This window comes from Psychroserpens sp., from assembly GCF_045105015.1.
Classification (GTDB): Bacteria; Bacteroidota; Bacteroidia; order Flavobacteriales; family Flavobacteriaceae; genus Psychroserpens.
Genome location: NZ_JBGCCX010000092.1, coordinates 1 through 21,800 on the forward strand (window position 1 = coordinate 1; position 21,800 = coordinate 21,800).

The following is a 21,800-nucleotide window of genomic DNA, read 5'->3' on the forward strand; positions in this document are numbered from 1 at the left end:
ATTTTTGATTTTCCTTTTACAGCTTGATCTAAAGGGGTAAGAGTCATGACATCGTCTTTTAAACCTACCATACAATTGGTTTGTCCTGTAATTAAACTTTCAACAGCTTTCACTCCCATTCTACTTGCTAATACACGATCAAAACACGAAGGTGATCCACCACGTTGCATATGACCAAGTACAGATACTCTAACCTCATATTCTGTCATATGTTCTTCAACATAATCTTTGAGTTCGAATACATTTTTTTTTTTTTTTTCACCTTCAGCAACAACAACAATACTTGATGACTTACCAGATTGCTTACTGCGTCTTAATGATTCTAAAAGTCGATCTAATCCTAAATCTTCTTCAGGGATTAATATTTCTTCAGCTCCTGCTCCAATACCTACATTTAAAGCAATATGACCAACATCTCTTCCCATTACTTCAACAAAAAATAAGCGGTTATGAGAACTTGCAGTATCACGAATTTTATCAATACTCTCTACAACTGTATTGAGAGCAGTATCGTAGCCTAATGTATGTGTTGTTCCGAAGATATCATTATCTATGGTTCCAGGAATTCCCATTACTGGGATATTATATTCTTGGCTAAAAATCATGGCTCCAGTAAAACTACCATCACCTCCAATAACAACAAATGCATCAATTCCAGCTTTGCTTAATTGATCATAAGCTTTTTTACGTCCTTCTACAGTTCTAAATTCTTTTGAGCGTGCAGACTTTAAAATCGTACCGCCTTTGTTGATAATTCCTTTTACACTACGAGCATCCATAGATTTAAAATCACCTTCAATCATCCCTTCATAACCTCTATAAATGCCAATACATTCAATATCATGAAAAGCACAAGCTCTAACAACCGAACGTATACCAGCATTCATTCCTGGAGAATCTCCTCCAGAAGTAAACACTCCAATTTTCTTTATTGTATGCAGCATAATATCACATTAATTTTAGTAAAATTAGTAAACATAAATAACAATATCTGCTCTATTTTAGATAATTTAACAGCACTAAAAAATTTCAAACGTTTTCGTTAATAACTAATTGAAAAATGAGAGTTAAAAGCAGAGATTTAATTGCCCTTTTTGTTTTTTTCTGGCTTTATATTAATGAATTCTTGAAGTAATTCATCGCTTTCTTCTTTGTTTGTTTTTTTCTTAGATTGGTCTTTATTTTTATTTTTTCCAGAAAAAATAATCTCAACCAATTCTTTAAACGTATCGAACTCTACGTTATATGATAAACCAACACCTTGTGTATAACCAATTTCTTCACCAAAATTTCTAATATTATTCTCTCTGTTAAAAAATTTAGCAGTTAAGGTACCTTCTTCATTTAATAGCACGTCAATTTGAACATCACCTGCAATTACGGTTTCGCTAACACCTCCAATAGGAACACCAACTTTTCCATTAATAAGAACTCTGTCACTAATCTTCGTGCTAAGTGTCAATCCGATTTCATCATTAGTTTCGTATTCTGCTGTTTGTTGACCTGCTTGGTAATTAACGCCAATGTTAATTTTGTCGGTTCCATCATTGCCTAGAATACTATTGAATAATGAATTGACTCGATCTGAAATCGTTCCATAAGCACTTTGACCTAAGTTAAATTCACTGGCAAAGGAACCAAATGACAATACATTAAGTGCCTGAAATTCTCTAGATTCTTTTGTCTCTAGTCTGTATTCTAACTCAGACCTTATATTTGAATCAACATTAGGGAATTCAAAGGTGAATTCAGGGTCAGGTTGTTCTAATTGTCCGGCTAGATTAATGCCCACTTCGACATCTATATTTCTGTTAATTGGATTGTCTAATAATACAGACGGATTTGCTTGTGCTTTATATACAGCCGTAAGACCTATTTGAGCCTTTAATGGATCGCCTTCCCATCGAATGGAACCTCCTGGAACAACGGTTAGTTTCTTTTGAACTAAACCACCATAAGCAAAATTGTAAGTGCCTTCAGCAATTTGAAAATCACCAAACATTTGAAACTTTCCATTAGTATTAATATCAAATAACAAATTACCATTACCATTTCCTTGAATTGTACTTCCAGAATTTTTATCAATTACAATTTCAATATCAGCATACGGATTTACATATAAGTTGAATTCTAATTCTAGACCTTTGAATTGGTTTTCACTAACGACTTCTCCATTTTTTCTAGCATCTTTTTCTTCAGGAGACAAAAAACGAACATATGAATTATCTCCATAAGTTTCTAAATCACTAAGCGGAATTTTAAATACTGTTCCTTCAGCAGTACTTCCATTAAACTCAATTTTGAGAGCATCTGTCGGACCAATAATACCAGCTTTTCCATTAACAAAAGCGGTTCCGTAATAAAGTTCTTCTTCGTCGTAATCAGTATCTAACACTAAAAGTCTTGATGTTTCAATTTCTAATCCTAATTTCCAATCTGAAAAGGTCTTATGACTTATGAAACCGTTAAGTGTTGCTTTTGAAAAGAATTCTGAATCTGTGATTTCAACATCTTGAAAAATAAATTTTTGGGATTCTAATTTTACTTTAGAATCAAAATCAAAACTATAATCTACATTTAAATACGGAATGGTCAATCCTGCATTGTCTAAAAGCAGATTACCATTAATTTCAGGGTTTTTTAAACTACCAGTAACTCTAGCATTACCTGTAACTAAGCCTCTAATGTTGGTAATAATTCCTTCACCAAATGGGTTTAATGGATTGAGGAGAAATTCATCAAAAGCGACATCTAAATCGATATTTGAATTATACTCGCTAACATCAATAGTACCAGTTGCTGCGAGTGATTTTATACCATCATTATCAAGACTAAGGTCTACAACGTAATTGGTTAAAGATTCATTTCCAGAAATATCAGCTTTGAGTTCTCCAAGTTCAAAGTCATTAGCTCTAAGATCACTGATAGTAACTTTGGAATTTGGTAAATAAACACCATTTTTCTGAAGAATTTTTAATTCACCATTTACTTTTCCTGCCAGATTCAAACTATCAATTCTAGGTGTGATTTTGGTCAAATCGACATCTACAAAATTGAGATTAACATCTTTGGTATTTTCATTTTCAATACTTCCAAAAAGTTTAATTTGTTCGCCAAAGTGTGTCATGACAATTTCATCAATATCGAATGAAGTTAAGTATCTATCAAAAACAATCTTATTGGCATTATTTTTTTCTTCATTGATAGTCCAAGTATTCTCTTTAAAAGTGATATCAGATTTTCTAAATCCAATGACTGATTTTTGGTCTTCATTTATAGTATAAAACAAATTTAGATCATAATCATCAACATTTTGCTTTCCACCTTTAAATTCAGATTTAATAAATAAAGTGTCGCGTTGTGTTACATTAATTAAACTGAATTCTGAAATATTATAAAATTTCGAACTTAGGGAATCAATTTCAATATATGTATTAAATACAGGGTTGCTATTATCAACTAATACTGATAAATCATCAGCAAAGTAGTCTTTTAGTTTTATGTGAGGTGATTTAAAAGTTAGATTGAAATTCTTTTCATTTGTTTCCATTCTTCCTTTGATGGTCGTATTTGGACCTAATTCCAAATCGTGGTAAAAGGCTTCCACAATTTTATTGTAAATTTTGAAATTGAATTCCACATATTGATCTGTTTCAATTTGATGTGGTGAATAGTTGGTGTAAATACTACCTACAGAATTTTCTGCTAGTTTAGCTAGATCTTTGAACTTGAAGTTGCCTTTCATTGATCCTTGAATAATATCAGGCGAGTTGATTGTTAATGTTCGTTGTTCGCCTTTAAATTTTGACGATACTTCAAAATCCTGAAAGAAATATTCATCATATTCATTAATGTAAGTTGTATTTTTGAAATTGATTTTACCGAACGCATCTTCAATTCCAGAGCCTTTTACAGACATTTTCAAGTTACCTTTAAAGATAGATACACTGTCTTTTTTTAAAAAGTTAAGCGCTTTAAGATTTGCATATCCAACATCTGCATCAAAGTCGAAACTTTTTATGTCCTGAGATAAATCAGCTAAACCATTAAATTTAAATTTGAAGTTTTCATCTTTAGATTCTAAGAATCCATTAAATACTTGATTTCCTAATTTACCTGTAACATTTACATCTTGGTAATTATAGTCATTATATTCAATATGAAATACTTCACCAGAAATTTGTGTACTTAGATTTTCAACAGTAAATCCTTTTCCATCAACATCTAAGTCAAATGATGTTGTTTTTACTTTTGGATCATTAAGTAATGTGCCTAAATCGAATTCATCAAAAACAACATTACCAACATAATTAGCATTGTCTATGTCATCTACATGAGTCATTTTCATATCAGATACAATAATTCCTAAATCCGTATTAATTCTAAGGTTAGCATCAATTGTAGAGTCAGTAATATATGAATTTCCAGTAATTTTAAAATCACCAAGTTTAGAAAATACTGAAGGAATTGACTCTCCTAATATATTTGGCAGTAATGCTCTTAAATCATAATAGTTAGAAGACAAATTATCATAACGACCATTCATGGAGAAGTCACCGTCTGCCCTACTGAATAGGTTTTTGAAGTTTAAGTCACCAAAAACCCTAGTTCGCCCACTAGCTGTCAATTGGAGATTATTTGCATTTAAATCATTTAAAGTTCCATCTAAGTTTACATTGAATTGTGCTTTTTGATCAATACCAAATTCATTATAAAAAGTATTCAAGTCATTTAAATAGACTTCAGAATCTGCAAATTCAGCTGTAACTTTTACTTTATCTTCAAAATCCTTAAAATCTTCACGATTGTAATCAAAACGAAGTTTTCCTTTTAGAATTGAATTTTCAGTTCTGACACTCAAATTGTCAAAAGTCATATAAGTTAAGGTGTACTCAAAATTAGTCATCAAATTCTGAACATGTGCACCACGACTATCTTTAAATGCGAGTGTATTAATACGTGTTCTTACATCACTTCCATCAATAACAAAGTCTGTGGCATTTATACCTAAATCATTGAATTCTAATACTTTGTGAGTCTCTCTGTTTTCATCTATTAGTCTAAAAGTACTATTGTAAATAGAGACATCACTTGATGACAATAAGAATTCACTTTTTCCTTCACGTGGATTTTCTTCATCAAATCTTGCCACAAAAACATCTAAATTTGTGTCTTCTTCACCTGTGTAAGTTTTAATGTTAAAGATTAAGTCGTAAATATCAATATCTCCAAAATTCAGTTTACCATTTGCGAGGTTTCTATAGTTTAGGATGGATGTGTTTAATTCTTGAATAGCTATTAGCGTATCTTTTTTGTAGTCCTCAACATAAATTTCTTTTAATTCAACATCTCCATTAAATTGAAGTCCGACTTTGCCAATATTAATATTTGTGCCAAATTCATCATTAACCCAATTAGTAGCACGTTTCCCTAAAGCAGTTTGGACGGGTGGAATAGAAAGTATCAATACTAAAATGATAAATAGTAGCAAAATAATTGCTACTATTTTGGATAGTATTTTTAGGAATTTTTTGATACGCCTTTAAAGTTATAACTTTGACATCAAAATTAACAATTATTGTGCCTAATTTATATTAATGAGCTCAGAAAATATATATATTCTTGCTATTGAGTCGTCATGCGATGATACTGCAGCTGCAGTAATGCATAACGGTAAAATTTTGAGTAACATTGTTGCTAGTCAAAAAATACATGAAGACTATGGTGGTGTTGTACCAGAATTAGCATCAAGAGCTCACCAGCAAAATATAGTTCCAGTTGTTGATCAAGCACTTAAAAAAGCAAATATTGAAACATCTCAGTTGAGTGCTATAGCATTTACTAGAGGTCCAGGATTAATGGGTTCGTTATTAGTAGGTACGTCTTTTGCAAAATCATTAGCCTATGGATTAGATATTCCTTTGATTGATGTAAATCATATGCAGGCTCATATTTTAGCTCATTTTATTGAAGAAGAAGATTTTGTAAAACCTCCATTTCCATTTTTAGCGATGACGATTTCAGGAGGACATACACAAATTGTAAAAGTATCATCTTACTTTGATATGGATGTCATTGGTGAGACGATTGATGATGCAGTTGGAGAAGCTTTTGATAAAAGTGGAAAACTTTTAGGTTTAGGTTATCCAGCAGGACCAGAAATAGATAGACGTGCTTCATTAGGAAATCCGAAAGCATTTCAGTTTACTAAGCCGAAAGTTGGTGGATTAAATTTTAGTTTTTCAGGATTAAAAACAGCTATTCTTTATTTTGTGCAGCGACAAGTGAAAGAAAACCCAAACTTCATTGAAGAAAACTTGAATGATATTTGCGCATCAATTCAGTATACAATCATTGGTATTTTGATTGATAAATTGAAACTTGCTTCAAAAGAAACTGGTATCAAACATATTGCTATAGGTGGTGGAGTTTCGGCCAATTCTGGAATTCGAAAAGCGCTTAAAGAAGGTGAACAAAAATTTGGGTGGACCACATATGTTCCGAAATTTGAATACACTACAGATAATGCAGCTATGATAGCAATTGTTGGATATTTTAAATTTTTAGAAAGGGATTACGCAGACCAAAGTGTCATGGCTTCAGCGCGATTAAAAATATAAATTTTTATTCAAATTCAACTTTATTCAAAATCAATCCAGAAGCAGGAGCAATAAAGTCCATCACTTCTACACTCTCAGGTTTTAAGGAATTTTCAATATAATTTAAGTCCACTTCTCCTCTACCCAATTTTATAAGTGTTCCCATCATTAGTCGGATCTGATTTCTTCCGAACCCTTTTCCTTTTACTATCAGAGTATAGGTATTCTCAGGAAAGAAATTTGCAGTATACAATGTGTTTTCAGTCAATTGACAACTGTCTATCGTTCGTTCGTAAATACCTTTGTCTGTAGCCCTAAAACAATACGGTTTGAAATTATGTGTACCTTCAAACAGTTGCGCACCTATTTTCATGAGGTTTATATCTAAATCATCAAGAATAGTCGTCATGATTGGAGCACAAAAAGGATGACATTTTTGTCCGAAAGTAAATAAATACACGTATTCCTTAATTTTGGAATGTTGTATGATATTAAATTCTGCATTAACTTCTTCAATTTCGAGTGCTCTTAAATCTTGTGGTAGGTTATGATTAAACAAGGCTAAAAAAGCTGTTTCATCTTCAATTTTTTCATAAATAAATAATTCAAAAGCTGTTTCATTTGCAGATACCATAGCATCTGTTCGGCCAGAACCAAGTGTTTTAAATTCCTTACCATCTAAGATAAAATTTAGAGTACGATCAATCATTAAATGAATAGTTTTCAATTTTGGTTGTTTTTGCCAGCCATGAAAACGATATCCTAAGTATTGTATCTTAATTAAGTAGTAATAACGTTTTTTTTCAAACATATAAGCAAGAACGCTATTTTATGAATGATTGCAAAAAAAACAGTCACCAAAATTAATTAGCGACTGTTTATCTATAATGAAATAAGTAATCTATTTAATGATTAGCTTTTGTGTCTTTGTTGAATTACCGTCTGAAAGTTGTAAAATATACACTCCAGTATTTAAGGCAGCTACATTAATAGTATTAACTGAATTTGATGTTTCAAGTTCATGATTGATGATCACTCTACCATGAATATCATAAAGGATTGCATTACTGTTTTCAGCTAAATGGCCTTTTATAACAACCTCTTTTGTATCATAATTAGAATAAATTAAAATATTATCTAATTCTGAATTTAAAGAAGCTATAGTGTTTGCTGAATATCTTAAAAAGAAACGACCAGTTCCAATTAAATCATTTGATGGTGTAAATCTGTAATCAGATTCATTCAATAATGTTAATGTGTTTTTTAAAGTATCTTCAAGGTAAACATTAATGTTTGCAGGTAACGAGTTATCTACTAAACTAATGGTCAAAATATCTCCAGAATCAGCTCTCAGACCTAAAGCAATTACAATATCGTTAAAGTCGTTATATGGCAATTACTGAATAACAATATCTAATCCGTCATTATTGTCAACTAAATTAGTAAAAATTGAAAAATCTCCAGCCATATCTTTATACGTACTAGCATCATATCCGTTATCTAAACCTTTAGAGGTTCCTTCAATAAAATAAATACTTGTACTTGATGTATTTGAAGAGCTTGATAATAGTAGTTTACTTAATACTGAAGTATTACTAGTTGATGAACGACCTAAAATAAAGTCATCACTTGTTCCAGTAGATCGCATTGCAGGTGAAAATTCTAAATCGTAAAGCGCAACATTAGTTGGGTCTGCACTTACAAAAAACCCTTGTCCTGGAGCAATGACTGTAGAAGCAGATGTATTAGCTAAATTATAAATAATCCAACCATCTTGAGCGCTTCCATCATATCCATAAATTGCAGCAGTTCCTGTATTCATTAAATTAATATTATTGACACCTGAACTCACTTCATGATTAAGGAATGCCTGAACATTTAAATAAGATGGATACGGATTTCCAACAAGATTCCATTCAGCTTCTGCTGGTCCAGAATTCGTAATATTTTGAGTTATTACTGTGTTGTTTGCCGTACCTGTAAATGTAAACGTATCATTATCACTAGAAGCAGCTCTATAACCAACACCTGCATCTAAAGTTGTTGTTGAAGCACCATTTAAAGTAATATAATCACCAGTAGTTTTGTCATAAGGACCGAATAAATATAAGGATCCATTATTTAAAATATTTGGATTGGCTAAAACAAAATCATCAAATTCCTGACCAGTTAATGGTGCAGAAATTAAATCATTACTACCAGTCTCACCAGAACCATTAATATTAACATGACGTTCGTAATTAATTGTTCCAGTAACAGATCCATCAAGGATTAGACTAGAATACGATGTTGAACTTGATTCTAAAGTTAATCCGTTTGACACTGTAAGTGTTGTTGCTGAATCAATAGTAAGTCCAGCACCAGCATTGACGGTTAAACTATTACACGTTGTATTTGAACTAATCGATGCATTACCAGACACTATTGTAATGTCTTCACTAGCAGTAGCTACTCCATTAGGATCACTTGGTAACCAACCATTATTATAAGTATAGGTTGTTGGACCAGTTGAAGGTTGAATATAAATTGCATAATCTTCAGATTGTCCATATACTAAAGACTGGTAACAAGCTGAATTGATAATACCTGGACCGTATCTATCGTCCAAATCTAGTACAGTTCTTAATCTTACATAATCACCATAAGGTATTACAGATGGATACGATAATACAATACCAACTACACTTGAACCAGGAATATCTTGAGAATAATGTTGTTGCTCCATATCATCATCAAAATCACCATCGTCATTCCAATCAATCCAAACACCAAGTTGGTTAAAATTACCTCCAACACCAACATTTAAAGTATTAGAAACAGAAGCATCAATTTCAAAATAATTAGAACAATTACTGCTAAAATCTAAATTACCTCCATCACTTCCAGTAGTAAATGAGTTAAATGTATTGCCATTTAATTCAACACTAAATATACCTGCAAAGTTGTTAGCTGCTGGTGAATTAGTTGTACAAGCGACAACAGGTGCAGCATAAAGTGGGTCTACGGGTTCATCACCTTTTGAATTAGCCAAAGCAGTGCCTTCCATTGCAGCTCTTGCTCTCGTTTTTTGATCATTTGTCATTAAATCTGTACAAGAATAATAACTCATAATATTATTGATGGTATTATTGTCAGCCCAAGGATTTCCATTATCACAAAAATTTGTTGCAGGGCAAGTACTGGTTTCTCGTTGATGAGGAACTGTATCTGCACAGCCATCACTATCAGTACCTACAGTAGCATCTAGAGGACATTGGTCGTTACCCATATTATCTTTATCACCTTGAAACGTATGGTACAAGTGAAAATAGTGACCCGCTTCATGAGACACTGTACTATTATCTCTTGCAAAGTTTAAAGGCCATGACGGGTTAGCATTGGTTGGATCATAGCCAAAAACAGAATACATCATCACCGAGCCTTCATAGGCATTTCCGTTATAAAAGTTGGCATAGCCTTGAAAACCACTTCCACCATTATTTCCGTCAATTTCGGTAACAATCCAAACATTGAAATAATCGGTCTCTGGCCAGCGACTCAAATCTTTTAATACATTTTCATCGGCACCTACTCCTAAAAAAGAAACACCATCAGAAGCGTAATTAGGAACAGCTGAAGCGTTTATCCTATTGATACCAGTAGTAGCATTACAATTAGGATCACGTTGTGCTAATGCAAATTCTATTTCAAAATCTACAGGACTTGCTGCAGTTTGACCTCTATAAAAATCATTAAGATTATCAATACTACTCTGAATTTGAGCATCAGAAATATTTGTACCAGAACCTATAGCTTCACCTAAATGTAATACATGAACAACTACAGGAATAGTAATAACATTACCTGACATTCTCCCTTGCATATTTTCGGGCAGCATGTAATTTTGAATTTTTTGTTCAAATTCTTGTTCTTGTTGTAGGTAAGTTGGATTTTGACGACGTTTTTCTAATTCTTTGTCAAATCCACATTCTTGAGCATTTATAAAATTTAAGGTCAATATGAAAAAACATATTGAGGTTAGTGATTTGTAGTTCATAATGAATGAGTTGGGTTAATTTATTTTGCTAAATATAGAATAAAATAACCAACTAAAACTAATATATGACTAAAAAACATCGTGGAAGTGTTCAAAATAACGGTTTAACCTCTTCTTTTTTGTAAGATATTTATTACATTTTCTAGTTTATAGCCTTTCGCTTGTAATAAAATCAAGTAATGAAATAATAAGTCTGCACTTTCGTTCAAAAACAAATCGTCATTATTATCTTTAGATTCGATAACAACTTCAACAGCTTCTTCTCCTACTTTCTGAGCGATTTTATTAATTCCTTTTTTAAAAAGAGAAGCAACATATGAGTTATCTGCTGCAGCATTATTTTTTCTTTGTTCAATAGTAGATTCTAATTCAGATAAAAACCCTAGGTTTTGAGTATTCGTTTCATTCCAACAGGTGTCAGTACCTTTATGACAAGTTGGTCCTTGAGGCTTAACCTTCACTAATAATGTATCATTATCACAATCGACTTTAATTGAGATTAGATTTAAAACATTACCACTATCTTCTCCTTTAGTCCATAAACGTTGCTTACCTCTACTATAAAAAGTGACTAATTTTGTTTCTAAGGTTTTATTTAAAGATTCTTGATTCATATACCCTAGCATGAGCACATTATTAGTAGTTGCATCTTGAATGATAACTGGCACTAATCCGTTATTTTTTTTAAAATCTATGTTCATAATCTTACTTCTATTTTGTTTTCTTTTAATTCTTGTTTTAAGTCAGTTATATTAATTTCACCAAAATGAAAAACACTTGCAGCTAAAGCAGCATCAGCATTACCATCAATAAAAGCATCAACAAAATGTTGAATCGTTCCTGCTCCACCTGAAGCGATTATAGGAATATTTATTAGTGTTGATAGCTGTCTGAGTGCTTCATTTGCAAATCCTAGTTTTGTGCCGTCATTAGTCATAGACGTGAATAAAATTTCACCTGCTCCTCGTTGTTCAACTTCTCTGGCCCAATCAAATAATTTTAAATTAGTTGGAATGCTTCCACCAGCTAAATGAACATACCATTCATTTTCAATTTTTTTTGCATCAATAGCTACTACAATACATTGACTTCCGAATTTATTCGACAACTCATTAATGAGCTCAGGTCGTTTTACTGCACTAGAATTAATTGATATTTTATCTGCACCACATAGTAATAAATCATCTACATCTTTAATTGAAGAAATTCCGCCACCAACTGTAAATGGAATATTAACGTGTTCAGCAACTTTTAGTACCATTTCATGCTGCGTTTTTCGTCGTTCAAGTGTAGCTGAAATATCTAAGAAGACTAATTCATCAGCTCCTAATTCAGCATATTGTTTGGCAAGTTCAACAGGATCTCCAGCGTCACGTAAATCTACAAAGTTTACACCCTTAACCGTTCTTCCGTTTTTAATATCCAAACAAGGAATAATTCGTTTTGTAAGCATAGTTTATGAATAGGTTTCTAAATCTCTTAATCTTATATGTCCTTCGTATAATGCTTTTCCAATAATGGCGCCTTCACATCCTAAATCTTCAAGTCTATTTAAGTCATCAATTGAAGTAATGCCTCCGGAGGCTATGAGGTTTATAGGTTCATTCTCACTGAGAATTTGGTTATATAAATCGAATGAAGGTCCTTCGAGCATTCCATCCTTGGAAATGTCTGTACAAATCACATATTTAATGCCTTTTTTTAAATAAGATTTAATAAAAGGAATAACCTTATTATCACTGTGTTCTTGCCAACCACTGACTACAATATTATTATTGTAGCAATCAGCACCTAGAATTATTTTTGAATTTCCATATTTAGAAACCCAATTATCAAATACTTCGGGATTTTTAACAGCAATACTTCCACCTGTGACTTGTTTAGCACCTGAGTTAAAAGCGATGTGTAAATCTTCTTCAGATTTTAGTCCACCACCAAAATCGATTTTAAGATTAGTTTTTGAAGCAATTTTTTCTAGCACTTTATAATTGACTATATGCTTAGCTTTTGCACCATCTAAGTCTACCAAATGTAAATATTGAAGACCTACACCTTCAAATGATTTAGCAACTTCTATTGGCTTTTCATTATATATTGTTTTCGTATTATAATCGCCTTTGGTAAGACGAACACATTTTCCGTCGATAATATCTATAGCAGGAATAATTCTCATAATTCTAAAAAGTTTTTAAGTATTAGCTCACCTTTATTACTACTCTTTTCTGGATGAAACTGGACTCCAAAAAAGTTATTGTTTTGTAAGGCAGATGCATACTTTGTTTGATAATTGGTAGAAGCGATAGCTTCATTACAGTGTTCTGCATAATAACTATGAACAGAATACATAAAATCTCCGTCATTAATACCTTTAAATAAATCAGAATTCAAATTTGTAATTGTATTCCAACCCATTTGTGGAACTTTTACAGTATTTGCAAATCGTTTTACATTAACATCAAAAATGCTTAAGCCTTGAGTATTGCCTTCTTCAGTATGATGACACATAAGTTGCATGCCTAAACAAATTCCTAAAACGGGTTGTTTTAATTTGGGAATAACAATATCTAATTGACTTTGTATTAACATCTGCATTGCTGAACTAGCTTCACCAACACCTGGAAAAATCACTTTATCTGCAGACTGTATTGTATTAATGTCGTTAGATAAAATGGCAGTTACTCCTAACCTTTTAAAAGCAAATTGAATGCTTTTAATATTACCTGCACCATAATTAATAATTACTAGTTTCATTATAGCATTCCTTTAGTTGATGGTAAAATCATTTTTTCAATATCACGTTTTACAGCCATTTTTATAGCTTTTGCGAAGGCTTTAAAAATAGCTTCAATTTTGTGATGTTCATTGGTGCCTTCTGCTTTAATATTTAAATTGCATTTCGCTCCATCTGTAAAGGATTTAAAAAAGTGAAAAAACATTTCTGTAGGCATTTTGCCTATCATTTCACGTTTAAACTCTGTTTCCCAAACTAACCAGTTTCGGCCTCCAAAATCGATAGCAGTTTGTGCAAAACAATCATCCATAGGTAACGAAAATCCGTAACGTTCTATACCTAATTTATTGCCTAAAGTTTTTGCAAATACTTCTCCTAGTGCAATAGCAGTATCTTCTATGGTATGGTGTTCATCAACTTCTAAATCACCAATAACTTTAATATTTAAATCTAATTGACCATGTCTTGCAATTTGGTCTAGCATATGATCAAAAAAAGCAATACCAGTATCAATTTGACTTTTGCCTGAACCATCAAGATTTAATTCAATTTTTATTTTTGTTTCGTTTGTGTTACGCTGAATGCTGCCTGTACGTTCATCTGATTTTAAAAACTTATAAATAACTTCCCAATCATTACTTTCAAGAGCTATATAATTATTCAAAGACTCGCGATTTGTTGTAATTTCATTTGTGCCTAAATTTGTATCATCATTGATGAAAATACCTTTAGAACCTAGGTTTTTCGCTAATTCAATATCAGTTAATCGATCGCCAATAACAAATGAATTTTCTAAATCGTAATTTGATGTAAAGTACTTAGTTAATAGTCCAGTATTAGGTTTTCTAGTTGGTGCATTATCTTTAGCATAGGTCTTGTCAATGTATTGTTCTTTAAATATGACACCTTCAGACTTGAATGTTCTTATTACAAAATTATGAACTGGCCAAAATGTATCTTCTGGATATTGTTTTGTTCCTAAACCATCTTGATTGGTAATCATTACAAGTTCAAAATTAAGTTCATTACTAATTTTAGATAAGTATTGAAATATCTTCGGATAAAACTCAAGTTTATCAAAAGTATCAATTTGTTCATCTGCTGGCTCCTTAATTAGGGTGCCATCTCTGTCTATAAATAATACTCGTTTCATATTAAAGTTTTTAGTGCTGTAATTACTTTTATATTTTCAATTTGTGTACCTACTGTAATGCGTAAACAGTTTTCACATAAAGCTTGATTCGTTCTATTACGCACTACAATCCCTTTTTCTAAAAGTTGTGTATAGCGCTTATTGGCATCATCAACTTTAACTAATAGAAAGTTTGTGTCAGATGGATATACTTTTTTAACAATAGACAGATGTATCAATTGTGAAATCAACCAAGCTCGTTGCAATAGAATTTTTCTAACTTCTTCACTTATTATTTCAGGTTGACTTAATTTTTCAATTGCAATTTTCTGTGTTAATGCATTCACATTGTAGGGAGGTTTGATTTTATTTAAGATCGAAATAATAGCTTCAGAAGCATAACACATTCCGAGCCTGATACCTGCAAGTCCATAAGCTTTTGATAGTGTTTGAGTTACTATCATATTAGGAAATTCGTTCAAACGATTCACCCAACTTATATTCTTTGAGAAATCGATATACGCTTCATCAATCACTACAATTCCATTAAAATTAGAAATCAATTTTTCTATTTTTATTGTGTCAATGCTATTTGCAGTTGGATTGTTAGGAGAACAAATAAACAAAAGTTTAGAGTTCTCGTTTTGAATATTAAATATTGTATCTAATTTTGGTTCAAACTGTGAATCTAATTCAACACTTAAAATATCGATGCCATTTAGATTTGCTAATACCTCATACATGCCATATGTTGGAGGCATTGTAATGATATTGTCTTTATTTGGCTCGCAAAAAGCTCTAAAGATTAAATCTAAAACTTCATCACTTCCGTTTCCTAATAGTATTTGATTTGTTGGTATTTGTTTTAATTTGGATATTACAGATTTCAATTGTAATTGTTGTGGATCAGGATAACGATTAGTTCCATTGTTAAATGGGTTTTCATTAGCATCTAAAAACACCATTTTACCACCTATCCCTTTATATTCATCTCTTGCCGAAGAATAAGGCTTCATGAGTTTAATGTGATCTCTAATGAGGCTATTTATATTTTTATTATTCATACTGAAAAGTTTCTCTATTACTATTGAATGCTTATTAGTTCTGATTTAAATCTTCTAACCGAATTGTAACTGCATTTTTATGAGCTTGTAAACCTTCAGCCTCAGCCATGAGTTCAATAGTATTTCCAATATTTAGAAGTCCTTCTTTAGTTATTTTTTGAAAAGTAATACTCTTCAAAAAACTATCTAAGTTTACTCCAGAATACACTTTGCTAAATCCATTAGTTGGCAGTGTGTGGTTTGTTCCAGATGCATAATCTCCGGCACTCTCAGGTGTATAGTTTCCAATAAATACAGAGCCTGCATTCATAATTCCATCAATAAAGTAGTTGTTGTCATTAGTACAAATTATGAAGTGTTCAGGAGCATATTCATTAATTAATTCTAAAGCAATCTTATTTGTATTTACATAAATAAGTTTTGAATTATTTATAGCCTGCATAGCGATATCTTTCCTTGGCAATTTTTCGATCTGATTTTGAATTTCCATTTTTACCTTTTCTAAAAAAGATTTTGAAGTCGATACCAAAATTACTTGACTATCTGCTCCGTGTTCGGCTTGGCTTAACAAATCTGATGCAACATAATTAGCTTTTGCAGAATTGTCAGCAAGAACTAGTAATTCACTTGGTCCAGCTGGCATATCGATCGCTACTCCATACTTTGTTGCTAATTGCTTGGCAACAGTAACAAATTGATTTCCTGGCCCGAATATTTTATACACTTTCGGAATGGATTCGGTGCCATAGGTTAAGCCAGCAATGGCTTGAATGCCTCCTACTTTAAAGACTTTTGAAACGCCGCACAATTGAGCTGCATATAAGATTTCATCTGCAATATGACCTTCTTTGTTAGGAGGCGTGCACAATACGATGTCTTTTACACCAGCAATTTTTGCAGGAATAGCTAACATTAAAACGGTAGAAAATAATGGTGCAGTTCCTCCAGGAATATATAACCCAACTTTTTGAATAGGTCGCTTTTCTTGCCAACAATTTACACCTTGACTTGTTTCCACTTGAATAGGTTCTGATTGTTGAGCAGAATGAAATTTAGTGATATTTGCTTTGGCTATTTTAATAGCTGATTTTAATTCTGAAGACACTCGTTTTGATGCTGCTTCAATATCATTTATATTGACTTCAATATTGTTTAAGCTCGCACCATCAAAAAGTTCTGTATATTTTGCAATAGCCAAATCTCCTTTTCGTTGTACTTCATTGAAAATTTTATTGACTGTACTTTCAATATTGTCTAAGGTTTGAGTTGGTCTCATTAAAACTTCAGACCAGTCTTCTTGTTTTGGATTTAAGATTATGTTCGTTATAATACCATGTTTTCAATTGGACAAACTAAAATGCCTTCAGCACCATTGTCCTTTAATTCATCAATAAGTTCCCAGAATTCATTCTTATTTATTACTGAATGAAGGGAACTCCAACCTTCTTTAGCCAAAGGCAAAATCGTTGGACTGTTCATGCCTGGTAGTATGGAAATTATTTTATTTAATCTATCATTTGGTGCATTTAAGAGCACGTATTTATTTCGACGTGCTTTTAACACAGATTGTAATCTAAATTGAAGCTTGTCTAAAACAGTTTTATTTTCCGCCGAAATTTTTGGAGATACAGCTAATACAGCTTCCGATTTAAATAAAACTTCAGCTTCTTTTAATCCATTTTTAAATAATGTACTTCCACTGGAAACAATGTCTACTATTGCATCTGCTAACCCTATATTTGGAGCAATTTCAACCGATCCGTTTATAATATGCAGATTTGCATTGACTCCATTTTTTGACAAGTATTGATATACGGTATTAGGATATGAGGTAGCGATACGTTTTCCTTCTAAATCTTTAATTGAATTATAACTTACAGATTTCGGAACTGCTATTGATACCTTACAAGATGAAAACCCAAGTTTTTCGATAACTGAAATACTATTCCTTTTTTCGATAAGCACATTTTCTCCAATAATAGCAGCATCAACAATACCATCCTTAAGATATTGTGGAATATCACCATTTCGTAAGTAATATACCTCTAAAGGAAAGTCTCTAGCAGATGCCTTTAATTGATCTCTACCATTATCGATAGCAATACCGATATCTTTTAAGATTTTCATGGAGTCGTTATGTAAACGACCTGATTTTTGAACAGCAATTTTTAATTTACTCATAGCATACCAGCAAAAGCAGGTGTTTTTTTAATTAAACTTAATTTTTTACTTGAGTAAATCTTCTGGAAAGTAATGCTTCCTTATTGGAAACAAAAAACCGTCTGAGATACTCAAACGGTTTTTAAATATGTTGAATTTATTCAATACATACTCACCTCGCTTGAGAGTTAGAATGAATATGATGATGATGTAGTTGAATAAAAATCATTGTTATTTTATTTTAACAAAGTTTGCAATTTTATATTTACAAATCCTAATTTGTTTTTATTAAAGTTCTGTTAAGGTATTATTGATTACCCAATATTATTGGCATTCCTGTATCTCCAGAACCTATAACAATAACTTTACTATTAGGTGATTCTGATAGTTTTACAGTTGCTTCAATACCTTTATCTTGCAAAATTTTATCTGTTAATGATGCACTTAGAATTCTATTTGATTCTGCTTTACCTTTTGCTTCAATAATTACTTTCTCAGCTTCTTTTCTAGCACTTTCAAGTCTAAATTCGTATTCTAATGATTCTTGCTCTTGCTTTAATTTACGTTCAATAGCTTCTTTAATTGTTGGTGGTAAAGTTACATCTCTAACCAATACCTCATTTAATTGTACATATTGTTTATCAAGTATTTTTTTGGTTTCTTCATAAATTTCAACTTGAATCGCATCACGTTTTGTTGAATATAAATCGTCTGGTGTATAACGTCCAATAACACTTCTTGCTGCACTACGAATTGCAGGCTGAATTACACGTTGCAAATAACCTTCTCCCAAGGTCTGGTGCAAATTACCTAATTGGCTTTGTACTGGTTGATACCAAGCAGACGCATCAATTTGAATTTCAAGACCATTTGATGATAATACTTTCATTTTTTCAAATAGTTCTTGCTGTCTTACTTCGTATACATATACTTTATTCCATGGTGCAATGATATGAAATCCTTCTCCTAAAGGTGGTGAATCTGTAACAACACCATTATCAAATGTTTTATATAAAACACCAGCTTCACCTGATCCAATAGTTACAGCAGATTTTGCTAATAATATAATTAATACGACTGCCACAAAAATGACTGGCAATGCGATTTTTGGTAATTTTTCCATAGTTTTTATTTTTTAAATTAGTCCGTTATATTTTCTAATAAACCACTCTGAGGCAAGACTTAATGCGATAAGACCAAGAAGGTATTTCCAATCTATCAAAGGTACAATTTTTTTACTGCTTTTTTGAATGGTTGTAAATCGAGAATCAGATAATAAATCATTTATTATTTTGCTTGTATCATCAATAAAATAAGATGCTCCATTGCTATTGGTAGCCAAACGTTCTAACTTTGTTACATTTGCATTTAAAAATTGTTGTTCAACATTATAGTCTAAGATTTTAAGAGTACCAGATTTTGAAATATTACCACTTAAAGTTTTTACAGTAAAATTATATTCTCCAGCGTCTAAACCACTTAAATCTACTTCATAATTTGAGTTTTTTAACACAAAGGGATAAGTTTTTATATTGTCTGACTCTTTATTTTTTAAATCTATATTGATGTTAGCATTTGAATCAAATTCATAATTTTTATTAAAATATTGTGCTGTGATTTTTACATTATCATTTCCATTATAAAAAGATTCATAATTCACGTTTAATCTTGTACGTCTTTGCTTTGAACTTAGATACTGAACAAGTTTTCCAATAAAATTATCGAACGTGTTGAACGATTTTTCATCTATATAACTTTGAGCTCTCCATCTCCAAATTCCTTCACCTAATAGTAATGCTTCTCTTTTGCTATCTATTTCAAACGTAGATAGTAGTGGTTCTTCTAATTGTGTACCATTTATGGTCTTATAAAGAAGTGTTTCAACAGGCACAGTAAAAGTAGTTTCGCCAAATTCTGATTGTAACGGAGGAAAAACCTCAAAGTTTAAATTATCTACAATAAAAGTACTATAGTTCTTGTTTACTGATGGTTGAAAGTCTTCAACTTGATTTGTTACCTCCTGTTTGTAATTGCTTTGTAATTGGTTTAATAAAGACCAATTAGTTTTGGTACCAGTAATAACAATTTTATTCAGTTTTAATCTATCAATTTCTTTAAATAAAGCCCTAAAGTTATTGGTTGGTTGGTATGCTATAACCAATTGAAAATCTTGAGATTGTTTTATGAAATCTGAAGTGCTTAAAATTATTGCTTGCCGTTGCTCATTGCTTTCAATAGACTTTTTTAAAGCACCTAAATCTGGATGAACAATATCAGACACAATTGCAACATTTGTTTTTTGATCAATCACTTCGACAGCGAAATTTTTTATATTATTCACTGTGTTCTTTTCATTATCTAATGGGACAATTTCTGCTTTATAACTTCTTACTCCTACTCGATTAGCAGGGAGTTTTACATTAATTATTTGTGAGTTTTGTGTTTTACTAAATGATATAACTTCAGAATGTACAGTTGACGTACCAGATGTAATACGCAATCGAGAATTTATTGGATTGTTACCATTATAGGTGGCAATAATTTCAACAGGAAATTTATTTTTTAAATAAACATATCTGTTAACATTTAATTGTTGAATTTTTAAATCTGAATATGTGGTCGTATCACCTAAAATAACTGGAAATATAGCTTGCTTATAACGACTGGTCATGAATTCATAATCATAACCATAAGTTTGATTACCATCTGTTATAAGAACGGTTGGAGAAACTGTATTGTTATATACTTCAGAGAGGCGATCAAATAGTTCAGCAATGTTAGATTGTTTTTCATTGAAGCCTAAAGAATCATTTGGTCTTACTAATTTTCCGAAGGTATAATATTGCAGATTGAATCGTTCTTTTAGAGCTTCATTTTGCTGAAGAGTCTCAACCAAAGCAGTTGTGCTTTCAGATTGATTAAGATAGTTAATAGATTCTGAATTATCTACAGCTACAATTAAATTTGGTTTTTCGTCAATAAAAGAAAGCTTTTCAAACTTCGGATTAATTAAAAGTAATACTATAGAAAAAATAGTAACAAACCTCAAAAACGTGAGAAACCAATAAATCTTAGTTCTTTTTTTAGATTTAAAAATATACTGAAAAAGCGCTAAGGTTAGCGCTAAGGTTCCAGATATAATGATATATGTTATAGTGTCTGTTTGCAATTACTATTTAGTTAGTTAAGTCAACATTCCGCCATCAACATTTAATGTTTGACCAGTGACATAGGCACTCATATCACTCGCTAAAAACACACATGCGTTAGCAATATCTTCTGGAGTTCCTCCACGTTTTAATGGAATAGCATTTCGCCATCCTTTAACAGTCTCTTCATCAAGTTTTGCAGTCATTTCAGTTTCAATAAAACCGGGAGCAATCACGTTGCTTCTAATATTTCTAGAACCTAACTCTAAAGCTACAGATTTTGAAAAACCAATGATTCCTGCTTTTGAAGCTGCATAATTTGTTTGGCCAGCATTTCCTTTAACACCAACTACTGAACTCATATTAATAATAGAGCCTTTACGTTGCTTCAACATAGTACGTTGTACCGCTTTTGTCATGTTAAATACAGACTTAAGATTTACTTCAATAACCTTGTCAAAATCTTCTTCTCCCATTCGCATTAGCAAATTATCTTTGGTTATTCCTGCATTATTAACCAATACATCGATACTTCCAAACTCGGCCAATACGTCTTCAGCTAGTTTTTGAGCATCTTCAAAATTTGCAGCATTACTTTGATAACCTTTAGCCTTGATTCCTAAATTGTTTAATTCTTTTTCTAAGGCATTTGCTGCTTCAACAGAAGAACTGTAAGTAAACGCTACATTTGCACCTTGTTGTGCAAAAACTTCAGCGATACCTTTACCAATTCCTCGACTCGCACCTGTTATAATTGCTGTTTTTCCTTCTAATAATTTCATGTATGATTGTGTTAAAAAAGTTGGTTTTCAAATATAGCAATTTGAAGTTGCACGAAATAAAAAAACCTTAAATTTTATCATTTAATTATGAGGTCAAAAAATCTGTTTTTTTTAAACGATAAAAAGCTAATATTCTTATTAGTATTT

The 21,800-nt window shown here is 31.6% G+C and carries 17 protein-coding genes; 1 reads left to right on the forward strand and 16 read right to left on the reverse strand.

Annotated elements, in window-relative coordinates:
- Together pfkA and AB8B90_RS06925 are read right to left on the reverse strand one after the other, a co-directional pair.
- The coding region (pfkA, locus tag AB8B90_RS06920) for a 6-phosphofructokinase (RefSeq protein ID WP_405335067.1) at positions 1-944 on the reverse strand (944 nt) is incomplete at its 3' end.
- A gap of 137 nt (positions 945-1,081) precedes the next feature.
- Positions 1,082-5,491: a translocation/assembly module TamB domain-containing protein gene (locus tag AB8B90_RS06925; RefSeq protein ID WP_405335069.1), complete on the reverse strand. Its 4,410-nt coding sequence runs from the start codon at positions 5,489-5,491 to the stop codon at positions 1,082-1,084.
- A gap of 106 nt (positions 5,492-5,597) precedes the next feature.
- On the opposite strand from AB8B90_RS06925, the gene tsaD reads away from it, so the two are divergent.
- Complete coding sequence (gene tsaD, locus AB8B90_RS06930) at positions 5,598-6,620, forward strand: tRNA (adenosine(37)-N6)-threonylcarbamoyltransferase complex transferase subunit TsaD (RefSeq protein ID WP_405335071.1); 1,023 nt, start codon at positions 5,598-5,600, stop codon at positions 6,618-6,620.
- Between the two features lie 4 nt (positions 6,621-6,624).
- Here tsaD and AB8B90_RS06935 read toward each other — a convergent pair whose 3' ends face one another.
- From AB8B90_RS06935 to fabG, 14 genes are all read right to left on the reverse strand, one after another.
- A complete protein-coding gene (locus AB8B90_RS06935) occupies positions 6,625-7,410 on the reverse strand; it encodes a tRNA pseudouridine synthase A (protein WP_405335073.1) in 786 nt (261 codons plus the stop codon).
- A 90-nt stretch (positions 7,411-7,500) separates the two neighbouring features.
- On the reverse strand, positions 7,501-7,995 hold the full coding sequence (locus tag AB8B90_RS06940) for a T9SS type A sorting domain-containing protein (protein WP_405335075.1): 495 nt from the start codon (positions 7,993-7,995) through the stop codon (positions 7,501-7,503).
- Positions 7,996-10,635 carry a GEVED domain-containing protein gene (locus tag AB8B90_RS06945; RefSeq protein WP_405335077.1) on the reverse strand — a complete coding sequence of 880 codons (2,640 nt, stop codon included), beginning with the start codon at positions 10,633-10,635 and terminating at the stop codon, positions 7,996-7,998.
- 104 nt (positions 10,636-10,739) lie between these two features.
- On the reverse strand, positions 10,740-11,336 hold the full coding sequence (hisIE, locus tag AB8B90_RS06950; RefSeq protein ID WP_405335079.1) for a bifunctional phosphoribosyl-AMP cyclohydrolase/phosphoribosyl-ATP diphosphatase HisIE: 597 nt from the start codon (positions 11,334-11,336) through the stop codon (positions 10,740-10,742).
- The gene (hisF, locus tag AB8B90_RS06955) at positions 11,333-12,088 is read right to left on the reverse strand and encodes an imidazole glycerol phosphate synthase subunit HisF (RefSeq protein ID WP_405335081.1); all 756 of its coding nucleotides are present in this window, start codon (positions 12,086-12,088) and stop codon (positions 11,333-11,335) included. The genes hisIE and hisF overlap by 4 nt, the downstream gene beginning before the upstream one ends.
- A gap of 3 nt (positions 12,089-12,091) precedes the next feature.
- Positions 12,092-12,808: a 1-(5-phosphoribosyl)-5-[(5-phosphoribosylamino)methylideneamino]imidazole-4-carboxamide isomerase gene (hisA, locus tag AB8B90_RS06960; RefSeq protein ID WP_405335083.1), complete on the reverse strand. Its 717-nt coding sequence runs from the start codon at positions 12,806-12,808 to the stop codon at positions 12,092-12,094.
- Positions 12,805-13,386: an imidazole glycerol phosphate synthase subunit HisH gene (hisH, locus tag AB8B90_RS06965; protein WP_405335085.1), complete on the reverse strand. Its 582-nt coding sequence runs from the start codon at positions 13,384-13,386 to the stop codon at positions 12,805-12,807. Before hisH ends, hisA begins: the two co-directional genes overlap by 4 nt.
- On the reverse strand, positions 13,386-14,519 hold the full coding sequence (hisB, locus tag AB8B90_RS06970; protein WP_405335087.1) for a bifunctional histidinol-phosphatase/imidazoleglycerol-phosphate dehydratase HisB: 1,134 nt from the start codon (positions 14,517-14,519) through the stop codon (positions 13,386-13,388). The genes hisH and hisB overlap by 1 nt, the downstream gene beginning before the upstream one ends.
- Complete coding sequence (gene hisC, locus AB8B90_RS06975) at positions 14,516-15,562, reverse strand: histidinol-phosphate transaminase (RefSeq protein ID WP_405335089.1); 1,047 nt, start codon at positions 15,560-15,562, stop codon at positions 14,516-14,518. The genes hisB and hisC overlap by 4 nt, the downstream gene beginning before the upstream one ends.
- A 34-nt stretch (positions 15,563-15,596) precedes the next feature.
- A complete protein-coding gene (hisD, locus tag AB8B90_RS06980; protein WP_405335091.1) occupies positions 15,597-16,838 on the reverse strand; it encodes a histidinol dehydrogenase in 1,242 nt (413 codons plus the stop codon).
- Positions 16,839-16,885: 47 nt separating this feature from the next.
- Positions 16,886-17,743: an ATP phosphoribosyltransferase gene (gene hisG, locus AB8B90_RS06985; protein WP_405335093.1), complete on the reverse strand. Its 858-nt coding sequence runs from the start codon at positions 17,741-17,743 to the stop codon at positions 16,886-16,888.
- Between the two features lie 286 nt (positions 17,744-18,029).
- Complete coding sequence (locus AB8B90_RS06990; RefSeq protein ID WP_405335095.1) at positions 18,030-18,845, reverse strand: prohibitin family protein; 816 nt, start codon at positions 18,843-18,845, stop codon at positions 18,030-18,032.
- Positions 18,846-18,857: 12 nt separating this feature from the next.
- Positions 18,858-20,891 (reverse strand): VWA domain-containing protein, encoded by a 2,034-nt coding sequence (locus AB8B90_RS06995; protein WP_405335096.1) that lies wholly within the window; start codon positions 20,889-20,891, stop codon positions 18,858-18,860.
- A gap of 15 nt (positions 20,892-20,906) precedes the next feature.
- The gene (gene fabG, locus AB8B90_RS07000; protein ID WP_405335098.1) at positions 20,907-21,653 is read right to left on the reverse strand and encodes a 3-oxoacyl-[acyl-carrier-protein] reductase; all 747 of its coding nucleotides are present in this window, start codon (positions 21,651-21,653) and stop codon (positions 20,907-20,909) included.
- Positions 21,654-21,800 lie beyond the last annotated feature (147 nt).

Bases quoted from the DNA above. Each gene is read 5' to 3' on its own strand.
- tsaD (WP_405335071.1), top strand. From the start codon at position 5,598: ATGAGCTCAGAAAATATATATATTCTTGCTATTGAGTCGTCATGCGAT.
- AB8B90_RS06935 (WP_405335073.1), bottom strand. From the start codon at position 7,410: ATGTTTGAAAAAAAACGTTATTACTACTTAATTAAGATACAATACTTA.
- AB8B90_RS06945 (WP_405335077.1), bottom strand. From the start codon at position 10,635: ATGAACTACAAATCACTAACCTCAATATGTTTTTTCATATTGACCTTA.
- hisIE (WP_405335079.1), bottom strand. From the start codon at position 11,336: ATGAACATAGATTTTAAAAAAAATAACGGATTAGTGCCAGTTATCATT.
- hisF (WP_405335081.1), bottom strand. From the start codon at position 12,088: ATGCTTACAAAACGAATTATTCCTTGTTTGGATATTAAAAACGGAAGA.
- hisA (WP_405335083.1), bottom strand. From the start codon at position 12,808: ATGAGAATTATTCCTGCTATAGATATTATCGACGGAAAATGTGTTCGT.
- hisH (WP_405335085.1), bottom strand. From the start codon at position 13,386: ATGAAACTAGTAATTATTAATTATGGTGCAGGTAATATTAAAAGCATT.
- hisB (WP_405335087.1), bottom strand. From the start codon at position 14,519: ATGAAACGAGTATTATTTATAGACAGAGATGGCACCCTAATTAAGGAG.
- hisC (WP_405335089.1), bottom strand. From the start codon at position 15,562: ATGAATAATAAAAATATAAATAGCCTCATTAGAGATCACATTAAACTC.
- hisD (WP_405335091.1), bottom strand. From the start codon at position 16,838: ATGAGACCAACTCAAACCTTAGACAATATTGAAAGTACAGTCAATAAA.
- hisG (WP_405335093.1), bottom strand. From the start codon at position 17,743: ATGAGTAAATTAAAAATTGCTGTTCAAAAATCAGGTCGTTTACATAAC.
- AB8B90_RS06990 (WP_405335095.1), bottom strand. From the start codon at position 18,845: ATGGAAAAATTACCAAAAATCGCATTGCCAGTCATTTTTGTGGCAGTC.
- fabG (WP_405335098.1), bottom strand. From the start codon at position 21,653: ATGAAATTATTAGAAGGAAAAACAGCAATTATAACAGGTGCGAGTCGA.